The sequence below is a fragment of the Sphingobium naphthae genome (assembly GCF_043589935.1).
Lineage (GTDB): Bacteria > Pseudomonadota > Alphaproteobacteria > Sphingomonadales > Sphingomonadaceae > Sphingobium > Sphingobium naphthae_A.
This window is the reverse complement of the sequence record NZ_CP171454.1, coordinates 806,427-824,333: the sequence shown is the minus strand read 5'-3', so window position 1 is coordinate 824,333 and position 17,907 is coordinate 806,427. Positions and strand designations below refer to the sequence as shown.

At 65.0% G+C, this 17,907-nt stretch carries 16 protein-coding genes; 10 read left to right on the top strand and 6 right to left on the bottom strand.

Features of this window, described 5'->3' with window-relative positions:
* The 3 genes from ACGGKE_RS04095 to ychF form a co-directional block, all read right to left on the bottom strand.
* The gene (locus ACGGKE_RS04095; RefSeq protein ID WP_394440263.1) at nucleotides 1-1,266 is read right to left on the bottom strand and encodes an ectonucleotide pyrophosphatase/phosphodiesterase; all 1,266 of its coding nucleotides are present in this window, start codon (nucleotides 1,264-1,266) and stop codon (nucleotides 1-3) included.
* Between the two features lie 70 nt (nucleotides 1,267-1,336).
* Nucleotides 1,337-1,846 carry a DNA-deoxyinosine glycosylase gene (locus tag ACGGKE_RS04090; RefSeq protein WP_394440261.1) on the bottom strand — a complete coding sequence of 170 codons (510 nt, stop codon included), beginning with the start codon at nucleotides 1,844-1,846 and terminating at the stop codon, nucleotides 1,337-1,339.
* A gap of 120 nt (nucleotides 1,847-1,966) precedes the next feature.
* Complete coding sequence (gene ychF / locus ACGGKE_RS04085; protein WP_317515650.1) at nucleotides 1,967-3,067, bottom strand: redox-regulated ATPase YchF; 1,101 nt, start codon at nucleotides 3,065-3,067, stop codon at nucleotides 1,967-1,969.
* 118 nt (nucleotides 3,068-3,185) lie between these two features.
* On the opposite strand from ychF, the gene ACGGKE_RS04080 reads away from it, so the two are divergent.
* Nucleotides 3,186-3,638, top strand: a complete 453-nt coding sequence (locus ACGGKE_RS04080; protein ID WP_394440259.1) for a DUF983 domain-containing protein — start codon at nucleotides 3,186-3,188, stop codon at nucleotides 3,636-3,638.
* Between the two features lie 10 nt (nucleotides 3,639-3,648).
* Here the strand turns inward: ACGGKE_RS04080 and ACGGKE_RS04075 are convergent, their stop codons facing one another.
* Nucleotides 3,649-5,064 (bottom strand): short-chain fatty acyl-CoA regulator family protein, encoded by a 1,416-nt coding sequence (locus tag ACGGKE_RS04075; RefSeq protein WP_228166424.1) that lies wholly within the window; start codon nucleotides 5,062-5,064, stop codon nucleotides 3,649-3,651.
* A 121-nt stretch (nucleotides 5,065-5,185) separates the two neighbouring features.
* Here ACGGKE_RS04075 and ACGGKE_RS04070 point away from each other — a divergent pair, with 121 nt between their 5' ends.
* The 7 genes from ACGGKE_RS04070 to alr all read left to right on the top strand — a co-directional run bounded on the left by ACGGKE_RS04070 (nucleotide 5,186) and on the right by alr (nucleotide 14,493).
* Nucleotides 5,186-6,718 carry an acyl-CoA carboxylase subunit beta gene (locus ACGGKE_RS04070; protein WP_394440256.1) on the top strand — a complete coding sequence of 511 codons (1,533 nt, stop codon included), beginning with the start codon at nucleotides 5,186-5,188 and terminating at the stop codon, nucleotides 6,716-6,718.
* 126 nt (nucleotides 6,719-6,844) lie between these two features.
* The gene (gene mce / locus ACGGKE_RS04065; protein ID WP_394440254.1) at nucleotides 6,845-7,282 is read left to right on the top strand and encodes a methylmalonyl-CoA epimerase; all 438 of its coding nucleotides are present in this window, start codon (nucleotides 6,845-6,847) and stop codon (nucleotides 7,280-7,282) included.
* 112 nt (nucleotides 7,283-7,394) lie between these two features.
* Complete coding sequence (scpA, locus tag ACGGKE_RS04060; protein WP_394440252.1) at nucleotides 7,395-9,542, top strand: methylmalonyl-CoA mutase; 2,148 nt, start codon at nucleotides 7,395-7,397, stop codon at nucleotides 9,540-9,542.
* Nucleotides 9,543-10,556 (top strand): biotin synthase BioB, encoded by a 1,014-nt coding sequence (gene bioB, locus ACGGKE_RS04055; protein ID WP_394440251.1) that lies wholly within the window; start codon nucleotides 9,543-9,545, stop codon nucleotides 10,554-10,556.
* 322 nt (nucleotides 10,557-10,878) lie between these two features.
* The gene (locus tag ACGGKE_RS04050; protein ID WP_394440250.1) at nucleotides 10,879-12,879 is read left to right on the top strand and encodes a biotin carboxylase N-terminal domain-containing protein; all 2,001 of its coding nucleotides are present in this window, start codon (nucleotides 10,879-10,881) and stop codon (nucleotides 12,877-12,879) included.
* A gap of 142 nt (nucleotides 12,880-13,021) precedes the next feature.
* Nucleotides 13,022-13,393 (top strand): tRNA-binding protein, encoded by a 372-nt coding sequence (locus ACGGKE_RS04045; protein WP_394440248.1) that lies wholly within the window; start codon nucleotides 13,022-13,024, stop codon nucleotides 13,391-13,393.
* 53 nt (nucleotides 13,394-13,446) lie between these two features.
* Nucleotides 13,447-14,493, top strand: a complete 1,047-nt coding sequence (gene alr, locus ACGGKE_RS04040) for an alanine racemase (protein WP_394440246.1) — start codon at nucleotides 13,447-13,449, stop codon at nucleotides 14,491-14,493.
* A 79-nt stretch (nucleotides 14,494-14,572) separates the two neighbouring features.
* Here the strand turns inward: alr and ACGGKE_RS04035 are convergent, their stop codons facing one another.
* Nucleotides 14,573-15,745 carry an acetyl-CoA C-acetyltransferase gene (locus tag ACGGKE_RS04035; RefSeq protein WP_317515640.1) on the bottom strand — a complete coding sequence of 391 codons (1,173 nt, stop codon included), beginning with the start codon at nucleotides 15,743-15,745 and terminating at the stop codon, nucleotides 14,573-14,575.
* Nucleotides 15,746-15,799: 54 nt separating this feature from the next.
* Nucleotides 15,800-16,888 (bottom strand): alpha/beta hydrolase, encoded by a 1,089-nt coding sequence (locus ACGGKE_RS04030; RefSeq protein WP_394440244.1) that lies wholly within the window; start codon nucleotides 16,886-16,888, stop codon nucleotides 15,800-15,802.
* Between ACGGKE_RS04030 and phaR the strand changes: the two genes are divergently transcribed.
* A complete protein-coding gene (gene phaR, locus ACGGKE_RS04025) occupies nucleotides 16,887-17,474 on the top strand; it encodes a polyhydroxyalkanoate synthesis repressor PhaR (protein ID WP_394440242.1) in 588 nt (195 codons plus the stop codon). The genes ACGGKE_RS04030 and phaR overlap by 2 nt on opposite strands.
* 5 nt (nucleotides 17,475-17,479) lie before the next feature.
* Nucleotides 17,480-17,821: a hypothetical protein gene (locus ACGGKE_RS04020; RefSeq protein WP_394440240.1), complete on the top strand. Its 342-nt coding sequence runs from the start codon at nucleotides 17,480-17,482 to the stop codon at nucleotides 17,819-17,821.
* Nucleotides 17,822-17,907: the final 86 nt, after the last annotated feature.

The window sequence follows — 17,907 nt, the reverse complement described above, 5'->3', positions numbered from 1 at the left end:
TCATTGCGCGACAATGCCGGAAAGCGTGGCGGGATTGCCGTCCGACGGCCGCGGCGCGATGGCGAGCAGCCGCGCGAGCAGCGGATAGACATCGACATTGGCGAAGTCGGGCGCGGGTTTGGCGCCGGGCGTGAAGGCCGGGCCGTTTGCGATGAACAGCGCCTGCATTTCGGGCGCGCGGTCATCCCAGCCATGGCTGCCGCCGCTGATCGACTTGGTGGGCGCGGTCGGCTGGATTTCCCATCCGGTTTCGCCAAGGCACAGATAGGGCGGGATGCGCCGGTGCGTGCCATAGTGGAAGCGGGCAGGAATATCGCCCTTGCGCCAACATTGCATATGGGCGTGGGGCTTGAGCAGCGCGGCTTCCAGCGCCTTCTCGCGACCCGGCGCGGCGGCGAGCGTCGCATAGGGGCCGGATTCGACCACGCGGTAATTGGCCGGATCGGCGACCTTGTCCAGCGCCACGACTCGTTCGCTGGAACTGGCGGCCATGCCATGGTCCGCCACGATGACGAGATTGGCGGGCTGGCCCATCGCCTTCAGGCCGGCGACCAGATTGCCGATATGCCCGTCCACTCCGGCCAGCGCCTTTGTCGTTTCCGGCGCATCGGGGCCATATATATGGCCGGCGGTGTCGACCATGTCGAAATAGAGCGTCACGAATGCCGGCCGGATGTCGGCCGGGCGGCGCAGCACGTCCAGCACCATGTTGACGCGCTGCGCGCCGCTGATCGCCTGGTTGAACTGCGCCCAGTCGCTCGGCCGCGTGCCGCCGGTGATGGCGTAGGGCCAGCTGGACGCCTTCGTCCCGCCCCAGGGCACGTTGGATCCCGGCCAGAACATGGTGGCGGTGCGCACGCCCGCCTTTTCCGCGGTCACCCAGATGGGCTCGGCCTCATTCCACCAATAAGGGTCGTCGCTCGCCATGGTGAATTTTTCGTCCGGGCGGCTGGCGTCCTCCATGCTGTTGGCGACGATGCCGTTGCGGTCGGGCCGGTCGCCCGTGACGATCGCCCAGTGATTGGGGAAGGTCTTGGAGGGGAAGGAGGGACGCATGGGCGCTTCGACCCCGTTGGCGGCCAGCGCTGCGAGCTGCGGCGTCACGCCGCGCTGCAAATAGTCGGCGCGGAAGCCGTCGATCGAGACGAGGATGGTGACGGGCGCGCGCTGTTGCTCCTGGGCCATCGGCGCGGACGGCTGGGCGGGCAGGGTGGCGCAGGCGCCCAGGCACAGGAGGGCAGGAAGGAGGAAGGGGAGGCGAAGCATGGCGACTCTGTTCTTTGTCTTTGAGGCGATGCGTCGCGCTTAGCAGCAAGCATGTGACGGTAAAGTGACGTTATGTCCCAGGGGATGACGCCAGATGCTCGCGCAGCGTCATCCAGTGCTGGCGCTTCGCCTCGCGCGAAAGGCTGGCATAGGCGCCCGAGGTCGAGGGGAGGTCGATAAGCGTCAGGTCGGACCGGGCGTTGAGCTGGCGCCGGCCATGAATCGCGGCGGTTTTCCCGTTGAAGGCGATCGCGCGGAGCGCCGGCAGGCGGGCGGCGAACAGGCCAAGGTCGCGCAGTTCCGCGCCGCGGATGCGGCTGTCGAGGCTGCCTTCGCGCTCCGCTCTCTCCATCACGTCCCACAGGCCGACGCCCCGCGCCCGCAGCCGCTTGAGCCGCAAGGGGTAGGGCTGGCCGCGCAGATCCTCCTCCAGCACATCGCCGATCAGATGCCAGAAGGCATTGCCGCGATGGGCATAATATTCGCCCTGCCGGATCGAGGCGTCGCCAGGAAGGCTGCCCAGGATCAGCAGCCGTGTGTCAGCATCGACGCTAGGCGGGAAGGCGGATTTGAGCGCCATGCGATCTCACTCCGGGCGCGTCACTGGCGCAAGAAGGACCAATGGCCAATCGAACGCCAGAAGGCCGAAGCTGAACCGGGTTCCATCCTTGGCAGGAGCCCGGTCCGGCCAATCGCCATGTCAGACGTTGAACCGGAACAGCATGATGTCGCCATCCTGGGTGACATAATCCTTGCCTTCGGAGCGCCACTTGCCCGCTTCCTTGGCTCCAGCCTCGCCATTATACTGCACATAGTCGGCATAGGCCATGGTTTCGGCGCGGATGAAGCCCTTTTCGAAATCGGTGTGGATCGCGCCGGCGGCCTGGGGCGCCTTGCTGCCCTTGGCGACGGTCCAGGCGCGCGCTTCCTTGGGGCCAACGGTGAAGAAGGTGATGAGGCCGAGCAGTTCGTAGCCGGCGCGGATGATGCGGGCGAGGCCCGCTTCGGTCAGGCCCAGCGCCTCCAGATATTCGGCGCGCTCCTCGACCGGCATGGTGACCAGTTCGGCCTCGATCGCGGCGGATACGATGACCGCCTTGGCATTTTCGGCCGCCGCTTTCTCGAACACGCGGGCGCTGTGGGCGTTTCCGGTGGCGGCGCTTTCTTCCTCGACATTGCAGACATAGAGGACAGGCTTCGACGTCAGCAGTTGCGCCTGCGCGAAAAGACGTTCCTCCTCCGGATCCCGGGGCACGGTGAGCCGGGCGGGCTTGCCGTCGCGCAGCAGATCGAGCGCCTGGCCAAGGACCGACGCGGCGGCCTTCGCCTCCTTGTCGCCCTGCGCCGCCTTCTTGGCGAAATTGGGAACGCGCTTTTCGAGGCTTTCCAGGTCCGCGAGCATCAGTTCGGTCTCGACCGTCTCGGCGTCGGCGATCGGATCGACCTTGCCCTCGACATGCGTGATGTCGTCATCCTCGAAGCAGCGCAGCACATGGACGATGGCGTCGACTTCGCGGATATTGGCGAGGAACTGGTTGCCGAGCCCCTCACCCTTGGACGCACCGCGCACCAGGCCGGCGATGTCGACGAAGCTCAGTTGCGTTTCGATGATCTTGGCGCTGCCGCCGATCCTGGCGATGGTCTGCAGCCGATCGTCGGGCACCGCCACGCGGCCCTCATTGGGTTCGATCGTGCAGAAGGGATAGTTCGCCGCCTGCGCCGCCTGCGTTTCGGTGAGCGCATTGAACAGGGTGGACTTGCCCACATTGGGAAGGCCGACGATACCGCAACGAAAACCCATTGGAATGCCTTATACGATCAAAGTGATGGACGCGCCGATAGCGCCTTGCGCGCGCAAAGGCCAGCCTTGGGCAAAAGGCGCAGTCGACAGCGGCGAAGGCGCAGGCGATAGGGGAGCGATGACACAGGACAGCAGCGATCAGGATGAGGCCTTCTGGACCGACGGCCATGGCGGGCGCTGGCCCAAGCGGCCGCCGCACGAGACGGGCCTGCGCGGCCGCTGCCCGCGCTGCGGCGAAGGGCATATGTTTCGCGGCTTCCTGACGATCCGCGATCATTGCGAGGTATGCGGGCTGGACTATGGCTTCGCCGATCCGGCCGACGGGCCGGCGGTTTTCGTGCAGCTTTTCGCCTGCGTGCCGGGCGTCATCTTCATCCTGATGCTGGAGATCATGGCGCGGCCGCCCTGGTGGGTGCATCTGGCGGTCGGCCTGCCGGTGGTGATGCTGACCACGGTGCTGCCGTTGCGCCCGATCAAGGGCTGGCTCGTCGCCGCGCAATTCACCACCCGCGCGCAGGAAGCGGGCACGGCCGATCTGTGGGCGAAGCTGCACCGGAGCGATCGTCCCTGATATTCCCGGCTCAGCCGATCCAGTAGGGAACGATCTGGCGATTGTCGGGATCGACATGGATCGGGCGGTCGGCGGGCGGGAAGGCGCGCTGGTCGCAGCTCTGGCGCGGACAGAGGCGGCAGGTGATGCCAATCGGCGTCGCGGCGCCTTCCTCGGCCAGATGGAGCCCATCGGCATAGACGAAATTCGCGGCATGGGCGACTTCGCAGCCCAGGACGACGGCATAGCGGCGCGGCGTGCGCTTGTAGCTCCCCGACGGCTTCACCAGACCCTTCGCCATCGAAACATACCGCACGCCATCGGGTGTTTCGCCGAGCTGGACATTGATGCGGTCGGGCACCGCGACGGCTTCATGCACGTTCCACAAGGGGCAGGCGCCGCCGAAGCGGGCGAATTGCAGGCGCGTGGCGCTGTGGCGCTTGGTGATGTTCCCGGCCATGTCGACGCGGCAGAAGAAGAAGGGGATGCCGCGCAGCCCCGGCCGCTGCAGGGTCGACAGTCGGTGGCAGGCCTGTTCGAAGCTGACGCCGAAGGTGCGGGCGAGCCGGTCGATATCGTGTCGCATCGTGCGCGCGGCTTCCCGAAAGGCAGCATAGGGCATCAGCAGCGCGCCGGCGGCATAATTGCCAAGGCCGATCGCCAGCAGCCGATCCGCGCCCGGCACGGGTAGTGCGGCGTTGCGCACGACATCGGCGATCACGGCCTGGCCTTCCAGCATCATGAGCTGGTGCCCGAGCATGAACTTGCGGCTTTCGGTCGGCAGCGCGGCATTGATGAACAGGCGGCGGTCGGCGGCGCGATAGGCGCGCAGCGCGCTGTCGGGCGTTTCGGCGATCAGCGTCTCGATGCCGTGCCGCCGCGCCAGCGCCTCGACCAGCATGCCTTCGTCCAGCACCTGACCGGCGGTGAAGCTTTCGGCCATGTCTTCGGCCAGGCAGTCGAGCGCATGGACATAGTTGCCGGATTCGTGGAACCAGTCGCGTGCCGCTTCCCAGGGGAGTCGGGCCTGAACCTCATGATCGTTGGCGATCGCCTCCTCGATCATGTTGATCCGTTCATTGGCCCGCATATGCGCGTTGTAGAGATCGACATATCGGGCGGCGAACTCAGGGAACTGCAGGTGCAGCTTCTCGATCCGCTCGGGCTCCATCGGCGTGCCCGGCAATTCGGGATGCGCCAGCGCATAGGTGAAGGCGCCCAGAAGCTGTTCCTCCTGCCGGCTGTCGAAACTCGCCCAGTCGGTCGGAAAAGCGCTGGCGACGGCGGCCTTCACCTTGGCGGTGAGGGGGCGATCGTCATTCTCAAGCTGACTGAGATAGGATACGGAGATGCCCAGCGCCTGCGCCATCGTCGCCTGGTCCATCCGGTGGTCCAGGCGAAGCTGACGCAGGCGCGGACCTGCGAAGATACGGTTGCCGCGTGCCATGATCCCGTCCCTAATTTGCGAAGTCGTGATTTGCAAATTGGCAAATTCGCATTTGCGGAAGTGGGGACGAGCTGGCTAGGGATGGGGCAACCGGTCAGAGCCGCCTTTTGGAGAGATGCCTATGTCGAAGCTCGCCATCATCGAACAGCTGGAAGCCAAGCGCGACGCAGCCCGCCTGGGCGGCGGCCAGCGCCGCATCGACGCGCAGCATGCCAAGGGCAAGCTGACCGCGCGCGAACGGCTCGAAGTGCTGCTGGATGAAGGCAGTTTCGAGGAAGTCGACATGTATGTCGAACATAATTGCGTCGATTTCGGCATGGACGATGCGCATGTGCCGGGCGATGGCGTCGTCACTGGATCGGGCACGATCAACGGCCGGCTGGTCTTCGTCTTCAGCCAGGATTTCACCGTCTATGGCGGCGCGGTGTCGGAACGGCACGCCATGAAGATCTGCAAGATCATGGACATGGCGATGAAGGTCGGGGCGCCGGTCATCGGCCTCAATGACAGCGGCGGCGCGCGTATCCAGGAAGGCGTCGCGTCGCTGGCCGGCTATGCGGAGATTTTCCAGCGCAACGTGCTGGCAAGCGGGGTCGTCCCGCAGATCAGCGTCATCATGGGGCCGTGCGCGGGCGGCGCGGTCTATTCGCCCGCCATGACCGACTTCATCTTCATGGTGAAGGACAGCAGCTTCATGTTCGTGACCGGCCCCGACGTGGTGAAGACCGTCACCAACGAAGTGGTGACGCAGGAGGAACTGGGCGGGGCGATTGCGCATACGACCAAGTCGGGCGTGGCGGACATGGCGTTCGAAAACGACATCGAGGCCCTGCTGGCGGTGCGCGATTTCGTCGACTTCCTGCCCGCATCGAACCGGGAGCCGGTGCCGGAGCGGCCGAGCGCGGACCCGTGGGACCGCATGGAAGAAAGCCTGGACACGCTGATCCCGGCCAACGCCAACCAGCCCTACGACATGCACGAACTGATCCGCAAGGTCGTGGACGAAGGCGATTTCTTCGAGGTGCAGCCGGCCCATGCCGCGAACATCATCTGCGGTTTCGGCCGGGTGGAGGGTCGCACCGTAGGCATCATCGCCAACCAGCCGATGGTGCTGGCCGGCGTGCTGGACATCAACTCGTCCAAAAAGGCGGGGCGGTTCGTGCGCTTCTGCGACGCGTTCGAAATTCCGATCGTCACCTTTGTCGACGTGCCAGGCTTCCTGCCGGGCACGGCGCAGGAGCATAACGGCATCATCAAGCATGGCGCCAAGCTGCTCTTCGCCTATGCCGAGGCGACGGTGCCCAAGATCACCGTCATCACGCGCAAGGCCTATGGCGGCGCCTATGACGTCATGTCGTCCAAGCATTTGCGCGGCGACCTCAACTATGCCTGGCCCACCGCCGAGATCGCGGTGATGGGCGCGAAGGGCGCAGTCGAGATCATCTTCCGCGGTCGCACGGCCGAGGAGATCGCCGAGCGGACCAGGGAATATGAGGATCGCTTCGCCAACCCCTTCGTCGCGGCGAGCAAGGGCTTCATCGACGAGGTGATCCAGCCGCATTCAACGCGCCGGCGCATCGCCCTGGGGCTGCGCAAGCTGCGCAACAAGGCGCTGGAGAACCCGTGGAAGAAGCACGACAATATTCCGCTGTGACTGAAAGTTCCCCTCCCGCTTGCAGGAGGGTTAGGGGAGGGCTTGTCTCTCCCGACCATTGATACCGCTGCAGGATCGGACAGGCCATCCCCCGTCCCCTCCGCAAGCGGGAGGGGTGACAAAGTTATGAAACTCGGCCGTCTCAACCATATCGGCATCGCGACGCCCTCGCTGGAAGCCTCGCTCGCCTACTATCGCGACGTCATGGGCGCGACGCTGACGCATGAACCCTTCGACCTGCCGGCGCAGGGGGTGAAAGTGTGTTTCGTCGACACACCGGGCGAGGACGGCACCGCTGGCACGCAGATCGAACTGATCGAGCCGCTGGGCGAGAACTCGCCCATTCACGGCTTCATCGCCAAGAACCCGGCGGGCGGGCAACATCATATGTGTTATGAAGTGCCCGACATTCATGCGGCCAAGGCCTGGTTCGAAGGACTGGGCAAGAAGGTTCTGGGTGAGCCCCGCATCGGCGCGCATGGCACGCCGATCTTCTTCGTGCATCCCAAGGATATGAACGGGGTGCTGACCGAGATCATGGAAACGCCCAAGTGCGGGCATTGAGACTTATAGGCCGTTCGTTTCGAGCAGCTTCGAGCGAAGGCGAGAAGCGTTGGTCGAGTAAGGTCTCGACTGGCTCGAACCGAACGGAGGTGGGTGACAAGGACTGGACTGCATGACCGAGAAGCCAACGCTGGACCAGTGGGCCGCCGCTGCCGCCAAGGAAGTCAAGGGCAGGGACCTCAACTGGGATACCCCCGAGGGTATTCGGGTGAAGCCGCTCTACACTGCCGAGGATGTGACCGTCGATCCGGGCCTGCCGGGCTTCGCGCCATTCACGCGGGGCGTGCGCGCATCCATGTATGCAGGCCGGCCCTGGACGATCCGTCAATATGCGGGCTTTTCGACCGCAGAGGAATCCAACGCCTTCTATCGCCGCAACCTGGCGGCGGGACAAAAGGGGCTTTCCGTTGCCTTCGACCTGGCTACCCACAGGGGCTATGACAGCGATCATCCCCGGGTTGTCGGCGATGTCGGCAAGGCGGGCGTGGCGATCGACACGATCGAGGACATGAAGATCCTGTTCGACGGCATTCCGCTCGACCAGATGTCGGTGTCCATGACGATGAACGGCGCGGTGATTCCGATCCTGGCCTTCTTCATCGTCGCCGGGGAGGAACAGGGGGTCGAGCGCAAACTGCTCGACGGGACCATCCAGAACGACATTCTCAAGGAGTTCATGGTCCGCAACACCTATATCTACCCGCCCGAACCCTCGATGCGGATCATCAGCGACATCTTCGGCTACACCTCGCGCGAGATGCCCAAGTTCAACAGCATCTCCATTTCCGGCTATCATATGCAGGAAGCCGGGGCGACGCAGGTGCAGGAACTGGCCTTCACCATCGCGGACGGCGCGGAATATGTGCGCTATGGCGTGGCGAGCGGGCTCGATATCGACACATTCGCCGGGCGGCTCAGCTTCTTTTTCGCCATCGGCATGAACTTCTTCATGGAAATTGCCAAGCTGCGCGCCGCGCGCGTGCTATGGCACCGGGTGATGACGAAGCTGGGCGCGAAGGACGAGCGATCCAAGATGCTGCGCACTCACTGCCAGACATCGGGCGTCTCGCTGACCGAGCAGGACCCTTATAATAACGTCATGCGCACCACGATCGAGGCGATGGCGGCGATGCTGGGCGGCACCCAGTCGCTGCACACCAACGCGCTGGACGAAGCGATCGCGCTGCCCACCGACTTTTCCGCCCGGATCGCGCGCAACACGCAGATCGTCATCCAGGAAGAGACAGGCATGTGCAATGTCGTCGATCCGCTGGGCGGCAGCTATTATGTCGAGGCGCTGACGCAGCAACTGGTCGACGCCGCGCAGGAGATCATCGACCGCGTCGAGTCCGAAGGCGGCATGGCCAAGGCCGTGGCGGCCGGCTGGCCCAAGGCGATGATCGAGACGGCCGCCGCCGCCCGTCAGGCCCGCGTCGACCGGGGCGAGGACGTGATCGTCGGCGTCAACAAATATCGACTGGCGAACGAGGATCTGCTCGAAACGCTGGAAGTCGACAATAGCAAGGTGCGCGAGGCGCAGATTGCGCGGATAAACCGGGTGAAGGCGGACCGGGACGAGGCGAAGTGCCAGGCCGCGCTGCAATCGCTCCGCGATGCCGCTGCTGCGCCGCAGTCGATCGAGACGAACCTCCTCGCCCATGCCGTCGAGTGCGCCCGTGCGCGCGCCACGCTGGGCGAGATTTCCGCCGCCATGGAGGATAGTTTCGATCGCTACGGCACGCAACCGACGCCGGTGAAGGGCGTCTATGGCGCGCCCTACAAGGATGACAGTCGCTGGAAACAGGTTCTCGATGGCGTGCAGGCCGTCGAACGGCGCCTCGGTCGCAAGCCTAAACTGCTCGTCGCCAAGATGGGACAGGACGGTCACGACCGGGGCGCCAACATCATCGCGTCGGCCTTTGGCGACATGGGTTTCGATGTCGTGTCCGGGCCGCTGTTCCAGACGCCGGAGGAAACGGTGGTGCTGGCGCTCGACAGCGGCGTCGATGTGGTGGGCGTATCGTCGCTCGCCGCCGGGCACAAGACGCTGATCCCCGAGCTCATCCAGAGACTGCGGGAAAAGGGGCGCAGCGATATCAAGGTGATCGCGGGCGGTGTGATCCCGCCGCAGGATTATGACTTCCTCCGTGACGCGGGCGTTCAGGGCATTTATGGACCGGGATCCAATGTCGTGGAATGCGCCGCCGATGTGCTGCGCCTCCTCGGTCACAACATGCCCCCGCTGGAGGAAGCCGCGTAAATGAATGCCCCCTGCACCCTGACCGCCCGCACCGACTGGACGCGCGAGGAGATCGCTGCGCTGTTCGACCTGCCGTTCAACGACCTAATGTTCGAGGCGCAGTCGATCCATCGTGCGAACTTCCCGCGCAATGAGGTGCAACTGTCCACTTTGCTGTCAATCAAGACGGGAGGCTGCCCGGAGGATTGCGGTTACTGCAACCAGTCGGCTTCGGCGGAAAGCGGCCTCAAGGCGGAAAAGCTGATGAGCGTGCAGGCGGTGATGCAGGCAGCGGCGCAGGCGAAGGACGCCGGTTCCTCGCGTTTCTGCATGGGCGCGGCCTGGCGCAACCCCAAGGATCGCGACATGCCCGCCATCGTCGAGATGGTGAAGGGCGTGCGCCAGATGGGCATGGAAACCTGCATGACGCTGGGGATGCTCAGCGAAAGTCAGGCGGAGATGCTCGCCGATGCGGGGCTCGACTATTACAACCATAATATCGACACCTCGCCCGAACATTATGAGAAGGTCATCACGACGCGGACCTTTGACGACCGGCTGGTGACGCTGGAAAATGTTCGCAATTCGGGCATCAACGTGTGCAGCGGCGGTATCGTCGGCATGGGCGAGACGCGCGAGGACCGCGTCGGCTTCCTCCACGCGCTCGCCGTACTGCCGCGCCATCCGGAAAGCGTGCCGATCAACGCGCTGGTCCCGGTCAAGGGCACAGTGCTGGGCAACATGCTGGCCGACACCCCGCTCGCTAAGATCGACGAAATCGAGTTCGTACGGACCGTTGCCGTCGCGCGGATCGTGATGCCGCAGAGCATGGTGCGGTTGAGCGCTGGCCGCGAGAGCATGTCGGAAGCGTGCCAAGCGCTCTGCTTCATGGCTGGCGCGAACAGCATCTTCACCGGCGACAAGCTGCTCACCACCGCCAATGCCGGCGAAAACGCCGATGCGGCGCTGTTCGCCAAGCTGGGCGTTGTGCCGATGCAAGCGGAAGTCAAGGTCGAGTTGGAGGCAGCGGAGTGACATTCGCGCCCACCCTCGTCGCCCCGGCCTTGAGCCGAGGTCCCGCTTCTTCGCCATCTTGCGGAAAGAAAGTGGGATGCCGGATCAAGTCCGGCATGACGAAAGTAGGTGAGGAGAGTGCATGACTGGCGGTACAGTCATCGCTCTTTCGTGGCTGACATTCGCTGCGCTTATCCTGAGTTGGGGATCAGCCTGGCTTGGTTGGTGTTGCTCGCCTGCTCTTGTCGAAGGGCCTTACTTCTTTTTGAGAGGAAGAAGGGGGCTTGGACAGGCTCAGCCCGAACGGGGTGAGAGGAACTGAAGGACTGGGACAGGAAACAGAATGGCAATCACCAAGATCCTGATCGCGAACCGGGGCGAAATTGCGTGCCGCGTCATGCGCACGGCCAAGAAGATGGGCATCAAGACCGTGGCGGTCTATTCCGATGCCGACGCCCGCGCGCCGCATGTGCGACTAGCCGACGAGGCTTTCCATATCGGCCCGTCGCCCGCCGCCCAATCCTATCTGCTGGCCGACAAGATCATCGAGGCGTGCAGGGCGACGGGCGCCGATGCGGTCCATCCCGGCTATGGCTTCCTCTCTGAACGCGAAAGCTTCCGCGAGGCGCTCGACGCCGAAGGGATCATCTTCGTCGGCCCGCCCGCCAATGCCATCGCCGCGATGGGCGACAAGATCGAGTCCAAAAAGCTCGCCAAGGAAGCCGGCGTCAATGTCGTTCCGGGCTATGTCGGCGTGATCGACGATACCGAGCATGCCGTCCGCATCTCCAACGAGATCGGCTATCCGGTGATGATGAAGGCATCGGCCGGTGGCGGCGGCAAGGGCATGCGGCTGGCCTATAGCGAACAGGATGTCCGCGAAGGCTTTGAAGCGACGAAGCGCGAGGGCCTCAACAGCTTCGGCGACGACCGGGTCTTCATCGAGAAGTTCATCGAAAGCCCGCGCCATATCGAAATCCAGATACTGGGCGACCAGCATGGCAACATCGTCTACTTGAACGAGCGCGAATGCTCGATCCAGCGCCGCCACCAGAAAGTGGTCGAAGAAGCGCCGTCCCCTTTCGTCAGCCCAGACATGCGCCGCAAGATGGGCGAGCAGTGCGTCGCCCTGGCCCGCGCGGTTGGCTATTTCAGCGCCGGCACGGTCGAATTGATCGTCAGCGGCGAGGACAAGACTGGCGAGAGCTTCTACTTCCTGGAAATGAATACCCGCTTGCAGGTCGAGCATCCCGTTACCGAGGAAATCACCGGCGTCGACCTGGTCGAACAGATGATCCGCGTCGCCAATGGTGAGAGGCTTGCCTTCACGCAGGACAATGTGAAGATCAACGGCTGGGCGATCGAGAACCGCGTCTATGCCGAAGACCCTTATCGCGGCTTCCTGCCATCCACCGGCCGGCTCGTTCGCTACAATCCGCCGCAGGAAGGCACGGACGAAACCGGCGCGAAGGTGCGCGTGGACGATGGCGTCACCGAAGGCGGCGAAGTCTCCATGTTCTACGACCCCATGATCGCCAAGCTGGTCACCTGGGCGCCGACCCGGCTGGAGGCCATCGACAAGCAGATCGAGGCGCTCGACCAGTTCGAGATCGAGGGGCCGGGCCATAACATCGATTTCCTCTCCGCGCTGATGCAGCATGAGCGGTTCCGGTCCGGCAACATCACCACCGGCTTCATTGCCGAGGAATATCCCGATGGCTTCCAGGGTGCGCCCGCGTCGGCGCAACTGCTCCAGCGGCTCTCCGCCGTGGGCGCCTTCGCCGCCATGGCCCAGGCCGACCGGGCGCGCCGGATCGACGGCCAATTGAGCAAGCGGCTCAGCCCACCGACCGGCTGGCAAGTCAAGATCGGTGATGTCGTGCATGACGTCGTGATCGACGGCGACGATGTGACGGTGGATGGCGCGCCCATCGACATGGCGCTGGAATATACGCCGGGCGACCGCCTGATCGAGGCGGAGTTTGGCGACGATCTGCTGAGCATGCGGATCGCGCCCTCGCGGTCCAGCTTCGTGCTGACCTGCCACGGCGCGAGCCATCGCTTGCGCATCCTGCCGGCCCATGCGGCACCCTATGCGGCGCACATGATCGACAAGGTTCCGCCCGACCTGTCCAAATATCTGATCTGTCCGATGCCGGGCCTGCTCGTCGCGCTGCACGTCAAGCAAGGCGACAAGGTCGAGGTCGGCCAGCCGCTCGCGGTCATCGAAGCAATGAAGATGGAGAATATCCTGCGCGCCGGAAAGGCGGGCACGGTCAAGAGCGTGTCGGCGGCGCAGGGCGAAAGCCTGCCAGTGGATGCGGTGATCTTGGAACTGGCGTAACCATTCCTCCCCATTAGCGGGAGGGGGACCACGAAGTGGTGGAGGGGGCCTGCCTCTGGACGCGGGCTTGCGTTTGCGGCAAGCCCCCTCCGTCGTCTTCGCCGACACCTCCCCGCAAGCGGGGAGGAACAGGAGTCCCCGCATGCACCTGACCCACGACCCCAGCGCCCCCGCCGCTGATCCGATCAGCTTCGATGATTTCCTGAAGGTCGATATCCGGGTCGGCACGATCGTCAGCGCCGAACCCTATCCCGAAGCCCGCAAGCCCGCCTATAAGCTGCTGATCGATTTCGGACCGGGGATCGGCACCAAAAAATCGAGCGCGCAGATTACCGAAAATCATGCGTTGGCGGATTTGCCGGGGCGGCAGATCGCTGCGGTCGTCAACTTCCCGCCTCGCCAGATCGGCAAGTTCATCTCCGAAGTGCTGACACTGGGGTTTGCCGACTCCACGGGCGCGGTCACGCTCTTCGCGCCCGACAAGCCGGTGCCGAACGGATCGCGGCTGTTCTGACCGCAGCCACAGCCCTCTCGACGGGGGAAGCGCGGGGCGCTATCCGCGTCGCGATGCACGGCTATACCGCACCGCTGCGCCTGCGCCTGGACGGCGACGCGCTCGTTTCCAACTGGCGCTGGCTGGCGCGCGAGAGCGGCGCCGCCGCCTGTGGCGCGGCGATCAAGGCGGACGGTTACGGCCTTGGCGCAGCCGAGGTGATGCGCCGGCTGACCCGCGCGGGATGCCGCGACTTCTTCGTATCCAATTGGGGCGAGGCGGCGGGATTGGAACCGCTGCTGGAGCAGGGCGTCAGCCTGTCCGTCCTGCATGGCGTGCGAACGGAGGACATGACCCAGGCATTGCAGTCCCGCGCGCGGCCGGTTCTCTCCACGCCGGAGCAGGTGGCGCGCTGGCGGGCAGCGGGCGGTGGCGCCTGCGACCTGATGGTCGATACCGGCATGAACCGGCTGGGGTTGGACTGGCGCGATGATCTGTCCGCCTTGGTAGCGGAGCTGGACCTCGTCACGCTGATGAGCCATCTGGCATCGGCGGATGAGGATGTAACGCTCAACGCCGTCCAATGCGCGCGCTTCCGCGACATCCGGCAGGCCATTCCGGCGCGGCGTTACAGCCTGGCGAACAGCGCCGGCATCTGTCGCGGCGCGGATTTCCACTTCGACCTGACCCGGCCCGGCCTCGCGCTTTATGGTGGTATCCCGCACCCGGCTGCGGCGGAAAGGATCCTTCCCGTGGTCTCGCCCCAGGCGCAGACCCTGCAACGGCGGCGGCTCTTCGCCGGGGACAGCATCGGCTACAACGCCACTTTCACCGCTGAACGCGACCATGAGGTGGCCATCCTGAACCTGGGCTATGCGGATGGGTATCTGCGCGGTTTTTCGGGTCGAGGCGCGGCGTTGGTCGGAGGGGTGCGGCTGCCCGTGCTCGGGCGCGTGTCGATGGACCTGGTCGCGATTGACGTTAGCGCGAGGCGCGAAGTAGCCGAAGGCGACTGGGTGACGATCGACTATGCGCTGCCGGCCGCCGCGAGCCTGTCGGGCCTGTCGCAATATGAACTGCTGACGGGCCTCGGCGCGCGCTTCGATCGCGTCTGGCACTGAACCATCGCTGGCCTCTACGGGCCATGAAAAAGGCCGCCGATTTTGCGATCGACGGCCTTTTGCGAAAGCGCGCCTGGCTTTAGCGTTCGATGCACATGGCGACGCCCATGCCGCCGCCGATGCACAAAGTGGCGAGGCCCTTCTTCGCGTCGCGCTTGTCCATTTCGTAGAGCAGCGTCGTCAGCACGCGGGCGCCCGACGCGCCGATCGGGTGGCCGATCGCGATGGCGCCGCCGTTCACATTGACCTTGTCGGGATCGAAGCCCAGTTCCTGGCTGACCGACAGCGCCTGCGCGGCGAAGGCCTCATTGGCTTCGATCAGGTCCAGGTCGCCGACCGACCAACCCGCCTTTGCCAACGCCTTCCGGCTGGCGGGTGCCGGGCCGATGCCCATGATCGACGGATCGACGCCGCAGGTAGCGAAGCCGGCGATGCGGCCCAGCACGGTTGCGCCGCGCTTGGCGGCTTCGTCAGCGCTCATCAGCACCAACGCCGCCGCGCCATCATTAAGCCCGCTGGCGTTGCCGGCGGTCACGGTGCCATCCTTCTTGAAGGCGGGCTTGAGGCCGCCCATCGCCTCGATCGTGGCGCCGTCGCGGATATATTCGTCGGCATCGACAATGGTGTCGCCCTTGCGGCCCTTGACCGTGACGGGGACGATTTCATCCTTGAAGCGACCGGAAGACCGCGCGGCCGACGCCTTGTTCTGGCTGCCGACGGCGAAGGCGTCCTGCGCCTCGCGGCTGATCTGATATTTCTCGGCCAGATTTTCGGCGGTGATGCCCATATGATAGGCATTGAAGGCGTCGGTCAGACCATCGACGATCATCGTGTCGACCAGGCTGACATTGCCCATCTTCTGCCCGGCGCGCAGGAACTGGGCGTGTGGGGCGAGCGACATATTCTCCTGCCCGCCAGCGACCATGATGCGCGCGTCGCCCAAGGCGATCGCCTGCGCGGCCAGCGCGACGGCGCGCAGGCCCGATCCGCAGACCTGATTGATGGCGAAGGCGGTACGATCCACCGGCACGCCGGCGCCGACGGCGGCCTGACGAGCGGGGTTCTGCCCAAGGCCGGCGGTCAGCACATGGCCCAGGATGACTTCATCCACCTCTTCGGCCGAAACGCCCGCCTGCTCCAATGCGGCGACGATCGCGGTCTGGCCCAGGACATGCGCCGGCGTGGTGCTGAAGGCGCCCAGGAAGCTGCCGACCGGGGTGCGCTTGGCGGCGGTAATGACGATGTCAGACAAAGCCTTGATCCTCTTTCGATGGTGGACAGGTTTTTTTTCGCGGCCGCAATAGCATCAGCCGCCATGGGTGGAAAGCCAAAGGGACAGCGGCTCCCACAGCGATGCGCGTGCGCGCCCGCTCACGACCATCCCGACATGGCCAAGGGACAGGCTGCGCTTCTCCCGCAGGTCGGGACTTGCTACTGCGGGCACGATGCGGTCCGTGGTGGAGCGGATGGAGAGGGAGGGGCAGGCCAGGCGCGCGGGGTCGATGATCATGTCTCCAACACGCCATTGCGCGCGGCCCGGCGCATCGGCGGCGTAGAAGGTTTCGAACAGGTCGCGCCCCGCCGCGAAGGTGAGCGGCGCGCCCTCATTGGCCCAATCCTCCACCGCCAGAAAGGCGCGCTCCGCTTCCGACCCCGGATCGGCATCGGCGAAGGCCGCGAATTTGCGGATGGTGCGTGCGGGATCCATCGCCCAGAAGCCCGATTGCAGCACCTCCATCGGCACATAGCCGATCCGCGCGCACATGGCTTTCGCGCCGCGCCAGAGGGAACCGATCAGTTCCAGGTCAGCGGCCGGAAAGCGACTGAAGCGCCAGGGCGCCGCGATGGTCGCCACTGCGGACATGGGGGAGAGGGCCGCCGCGCCCAGCGCCAGGCTGCCGCCCAGGCAATAGCCGACCAGGATCGGCGGACGCGGCAGCGCGGCGAGCAGCGGCAGCAGCCGGTCGGTCACATGCGCGTCCAGGCCGAGCATCGCATCCTCGGCGCGCGGCATGCCCCAATCCACCAGATGGGCGTCATGTCCTGCTGCGGCCATGTGGCGCAGCAAGGAACGCTCCTCCGACAAGTCCAGGACGCGCGGCGGATTGATCAGCGACGGGATGAAGACGACCGGAAAGCGGGCGTTTGCCGCGCCATGCTGCAGCAATCGCGCCGGGCCCGCCGTGGCGACGCAGCGTCCGGATGGCAGCGGCACGGGCCGCTGCGCGGTCTGGTATTTGCGCAGGCCCTGAAAGGCGCGGCGACGAAGCTCTGGATCACCCTCTGTCTCGCGCCATAAAATATTGAGAAAAAGGGGCAAAGGGCGGGGGCCATGTTGCGGTGCGGCAATGCCCTGTGCTATTGCGGAAGGTGCAGGTGTGGGAGAGGTATCCATGTCCAAATCAAAGGCCGCCAACAGTTCGGAACCGGTCGTCATCAAGAAGTACGCCAACAGGCGGCTCTATAACACTGAAACATCCAGTTACATCACGCTCGACCTTTTGTCGCAGATGACGCGCGAGGGGCGGGAGTTCGTCGTGGTCGACGCCAAGACCGGCGAGGACATCACGCACAATGTGCTGACCCAGATCATCATGGAGGAGGAGCAGCGCGGCAAGAATATGCTGCCCGTCAACTTCCTGCGCCAGCTGATCGCCATGTATGGCGATTCGATGCAATCCATGGTGCCGCAATATCTGGAAGCGTCCATGGACGCTTTCCGCAAGAACCAGCAGCAGTTCCAGGAAGCGATGAAGGGCGCGTTCGGCGGCGGTCCGCTGGCCGAGATCGCCAAGCGCAACATGCAGATGTTCGAAGCAGCCGCCAGCGCGTTCGGCACCGGCGTTCCGGGGATGCCGGGGGCGACGCCAGGCGCGCAGCCGACGCCGGGCAGTATGTCGGAAGGCGCGAAGGATGACGAGATTGCGGAACTGAAGGCGCAGCTCGCCGCGCTCAACGCGAAGATCGACAAGCTGAGCTGATCGGCATGGCCAGGGCGGATCGGCTGGAACGGCTCGACGCGCATCGGACCGAGCTGGAAGCGAAGTATCGCGCGGCGCTGATCGCGGCGCTGCGCGTGACCGCCGCCGGGCGATGGGGGCTGTTCGGCCACCAGAAGGACAAGGCCGCAATCGCGCGAACTGCGCCTGTCCTTGCTGCCCTGACGGACCTGGCGGACGAGATAGACGGCATGCGCGACGCTCTGGGTATGGCGCCATTCGATCTGCATCAGCAATTCATGGAGGCGCGGGGCCCTGCCGCGGCCGATGCCGTCGGCGAACCCCGGCAGGCGCAGGCCTGGCTCCAGAAGATGGATGCTGGAGACTGATCGCGGGTCGGACCGCCGGTTGCGAGGGGGTCGACAGGCACGGCGGGTCTGGCCTATGGCGCGCCATTCCCAACTGACTAGCCAAG

Excerpts from the sequence above, each read along its gene's own strand:
- ACGGKE_RS04095 (WP_394440263.1), bottom strand. The coding sequence starts at position 1,266 with ATGCTTCGCCTCCCCTTCCTCCTTCCTGCCCTCCTGTGCCTGGGCGCC.
- ACGGKE_RS04090 (WP_394440261.1), bottom strand. The coding sequence starts at position 1,846 with ATGGCGCTCAAATCCGCCTTCCCGCCTAGCGTCGATGCTGACACACGG.
- ychF (WP_317515650.1), bottom strand. The coding sequence starts at position 3,067 with ATGGGTTTTCGTTGCGGTATCGTCGGCCTTCCCAATGTGGGCAAGTCC.
- ACGGKE_RS04080 (WP_394440259.1), top strand. The coding sequence starts at position 3,186 with ATGACACAGGACAGCAGCGATCAGGATGAGGCCTTCTGGACCGACGGC.
- ACGGKE_RS04075 (WP_228166424.1), bottom strand. The coding sequence starts at position 5,064 with ATGGCACGCGGCAACCGTATCTTCGCAGGTCCGCGCCTGCGTCAGCTT.
- ACGGKE_RS04070 (WP_394440256.1), top strand. The coding sequence starts at position 5,186 with ATGTCGAAGCTCGCCATCATCGAACAGCTGGAAGCCAAGCGCGACGCA.
- mce (WP_394440254.1), top strand. The coding sequence starts at position 6,845 with ATGAAACTCGGCCGTCTCAACCATATCGGCATCGCGACGCCCTCGCTG.
- scpA (WP_394440252.1), top strand. The coding sequence starts at position 7,395 with ATGACCGAGAAGCCAACGCTGGACCAGTGGGCCGCCGCTGCCGCCAAG.
- bioB (WP_394440251.1), top strand. The coding sequence starts at position 9,543 with ATGAATGCCCCCTGCACCCTGACCGCCCGCACCGACTGGACGCGCGAG.
- ACGGKE_RS04050 (WP_394440250.1), top strand. The coding sequence starts at position 10,879 with ATGGCAATCACCAAGATCCTGATCGCGAACCGGGGCGAAATTGCGTGC.
- ACGGKE_RS04045 (WP_394440248.1), top strand. The coding sequence starts at position 13,022 with ATGCACCTGACCCACGACCCCAGCGCCCCCGCCGCTGATCCGATCAGC.
- alr (WP_394440246.1), top strand. The coding sequence starts at position 13,447 with ATGCACGGCTATACCGCACCGCTGCGCCTGCGCCTGGACGGCGACGCG.
- phaR (WP_394440242.1), top strand. The coding sequence starts at position 16,887 with ATGTCCAAATCAAAGGCCGCCAACAGTTCGGAACCGGTCGTCATCAAG.
- ACGGKE_RS04030 (WP_394440244.1), bottom strand. The coding sequence starts at position 16,888 with ATGGATACCTCTCCCACACCTGCACCTTCCGCAATAGCACAGGGCATT.
- ACGGKE_RS04020 (WP_394440240.1), top strand. The coding sequence starts at position 17,480 with ATGGCCAGGGCGGATCGGCTGGAACGGCTCGACGCGCATCGGACCGAG.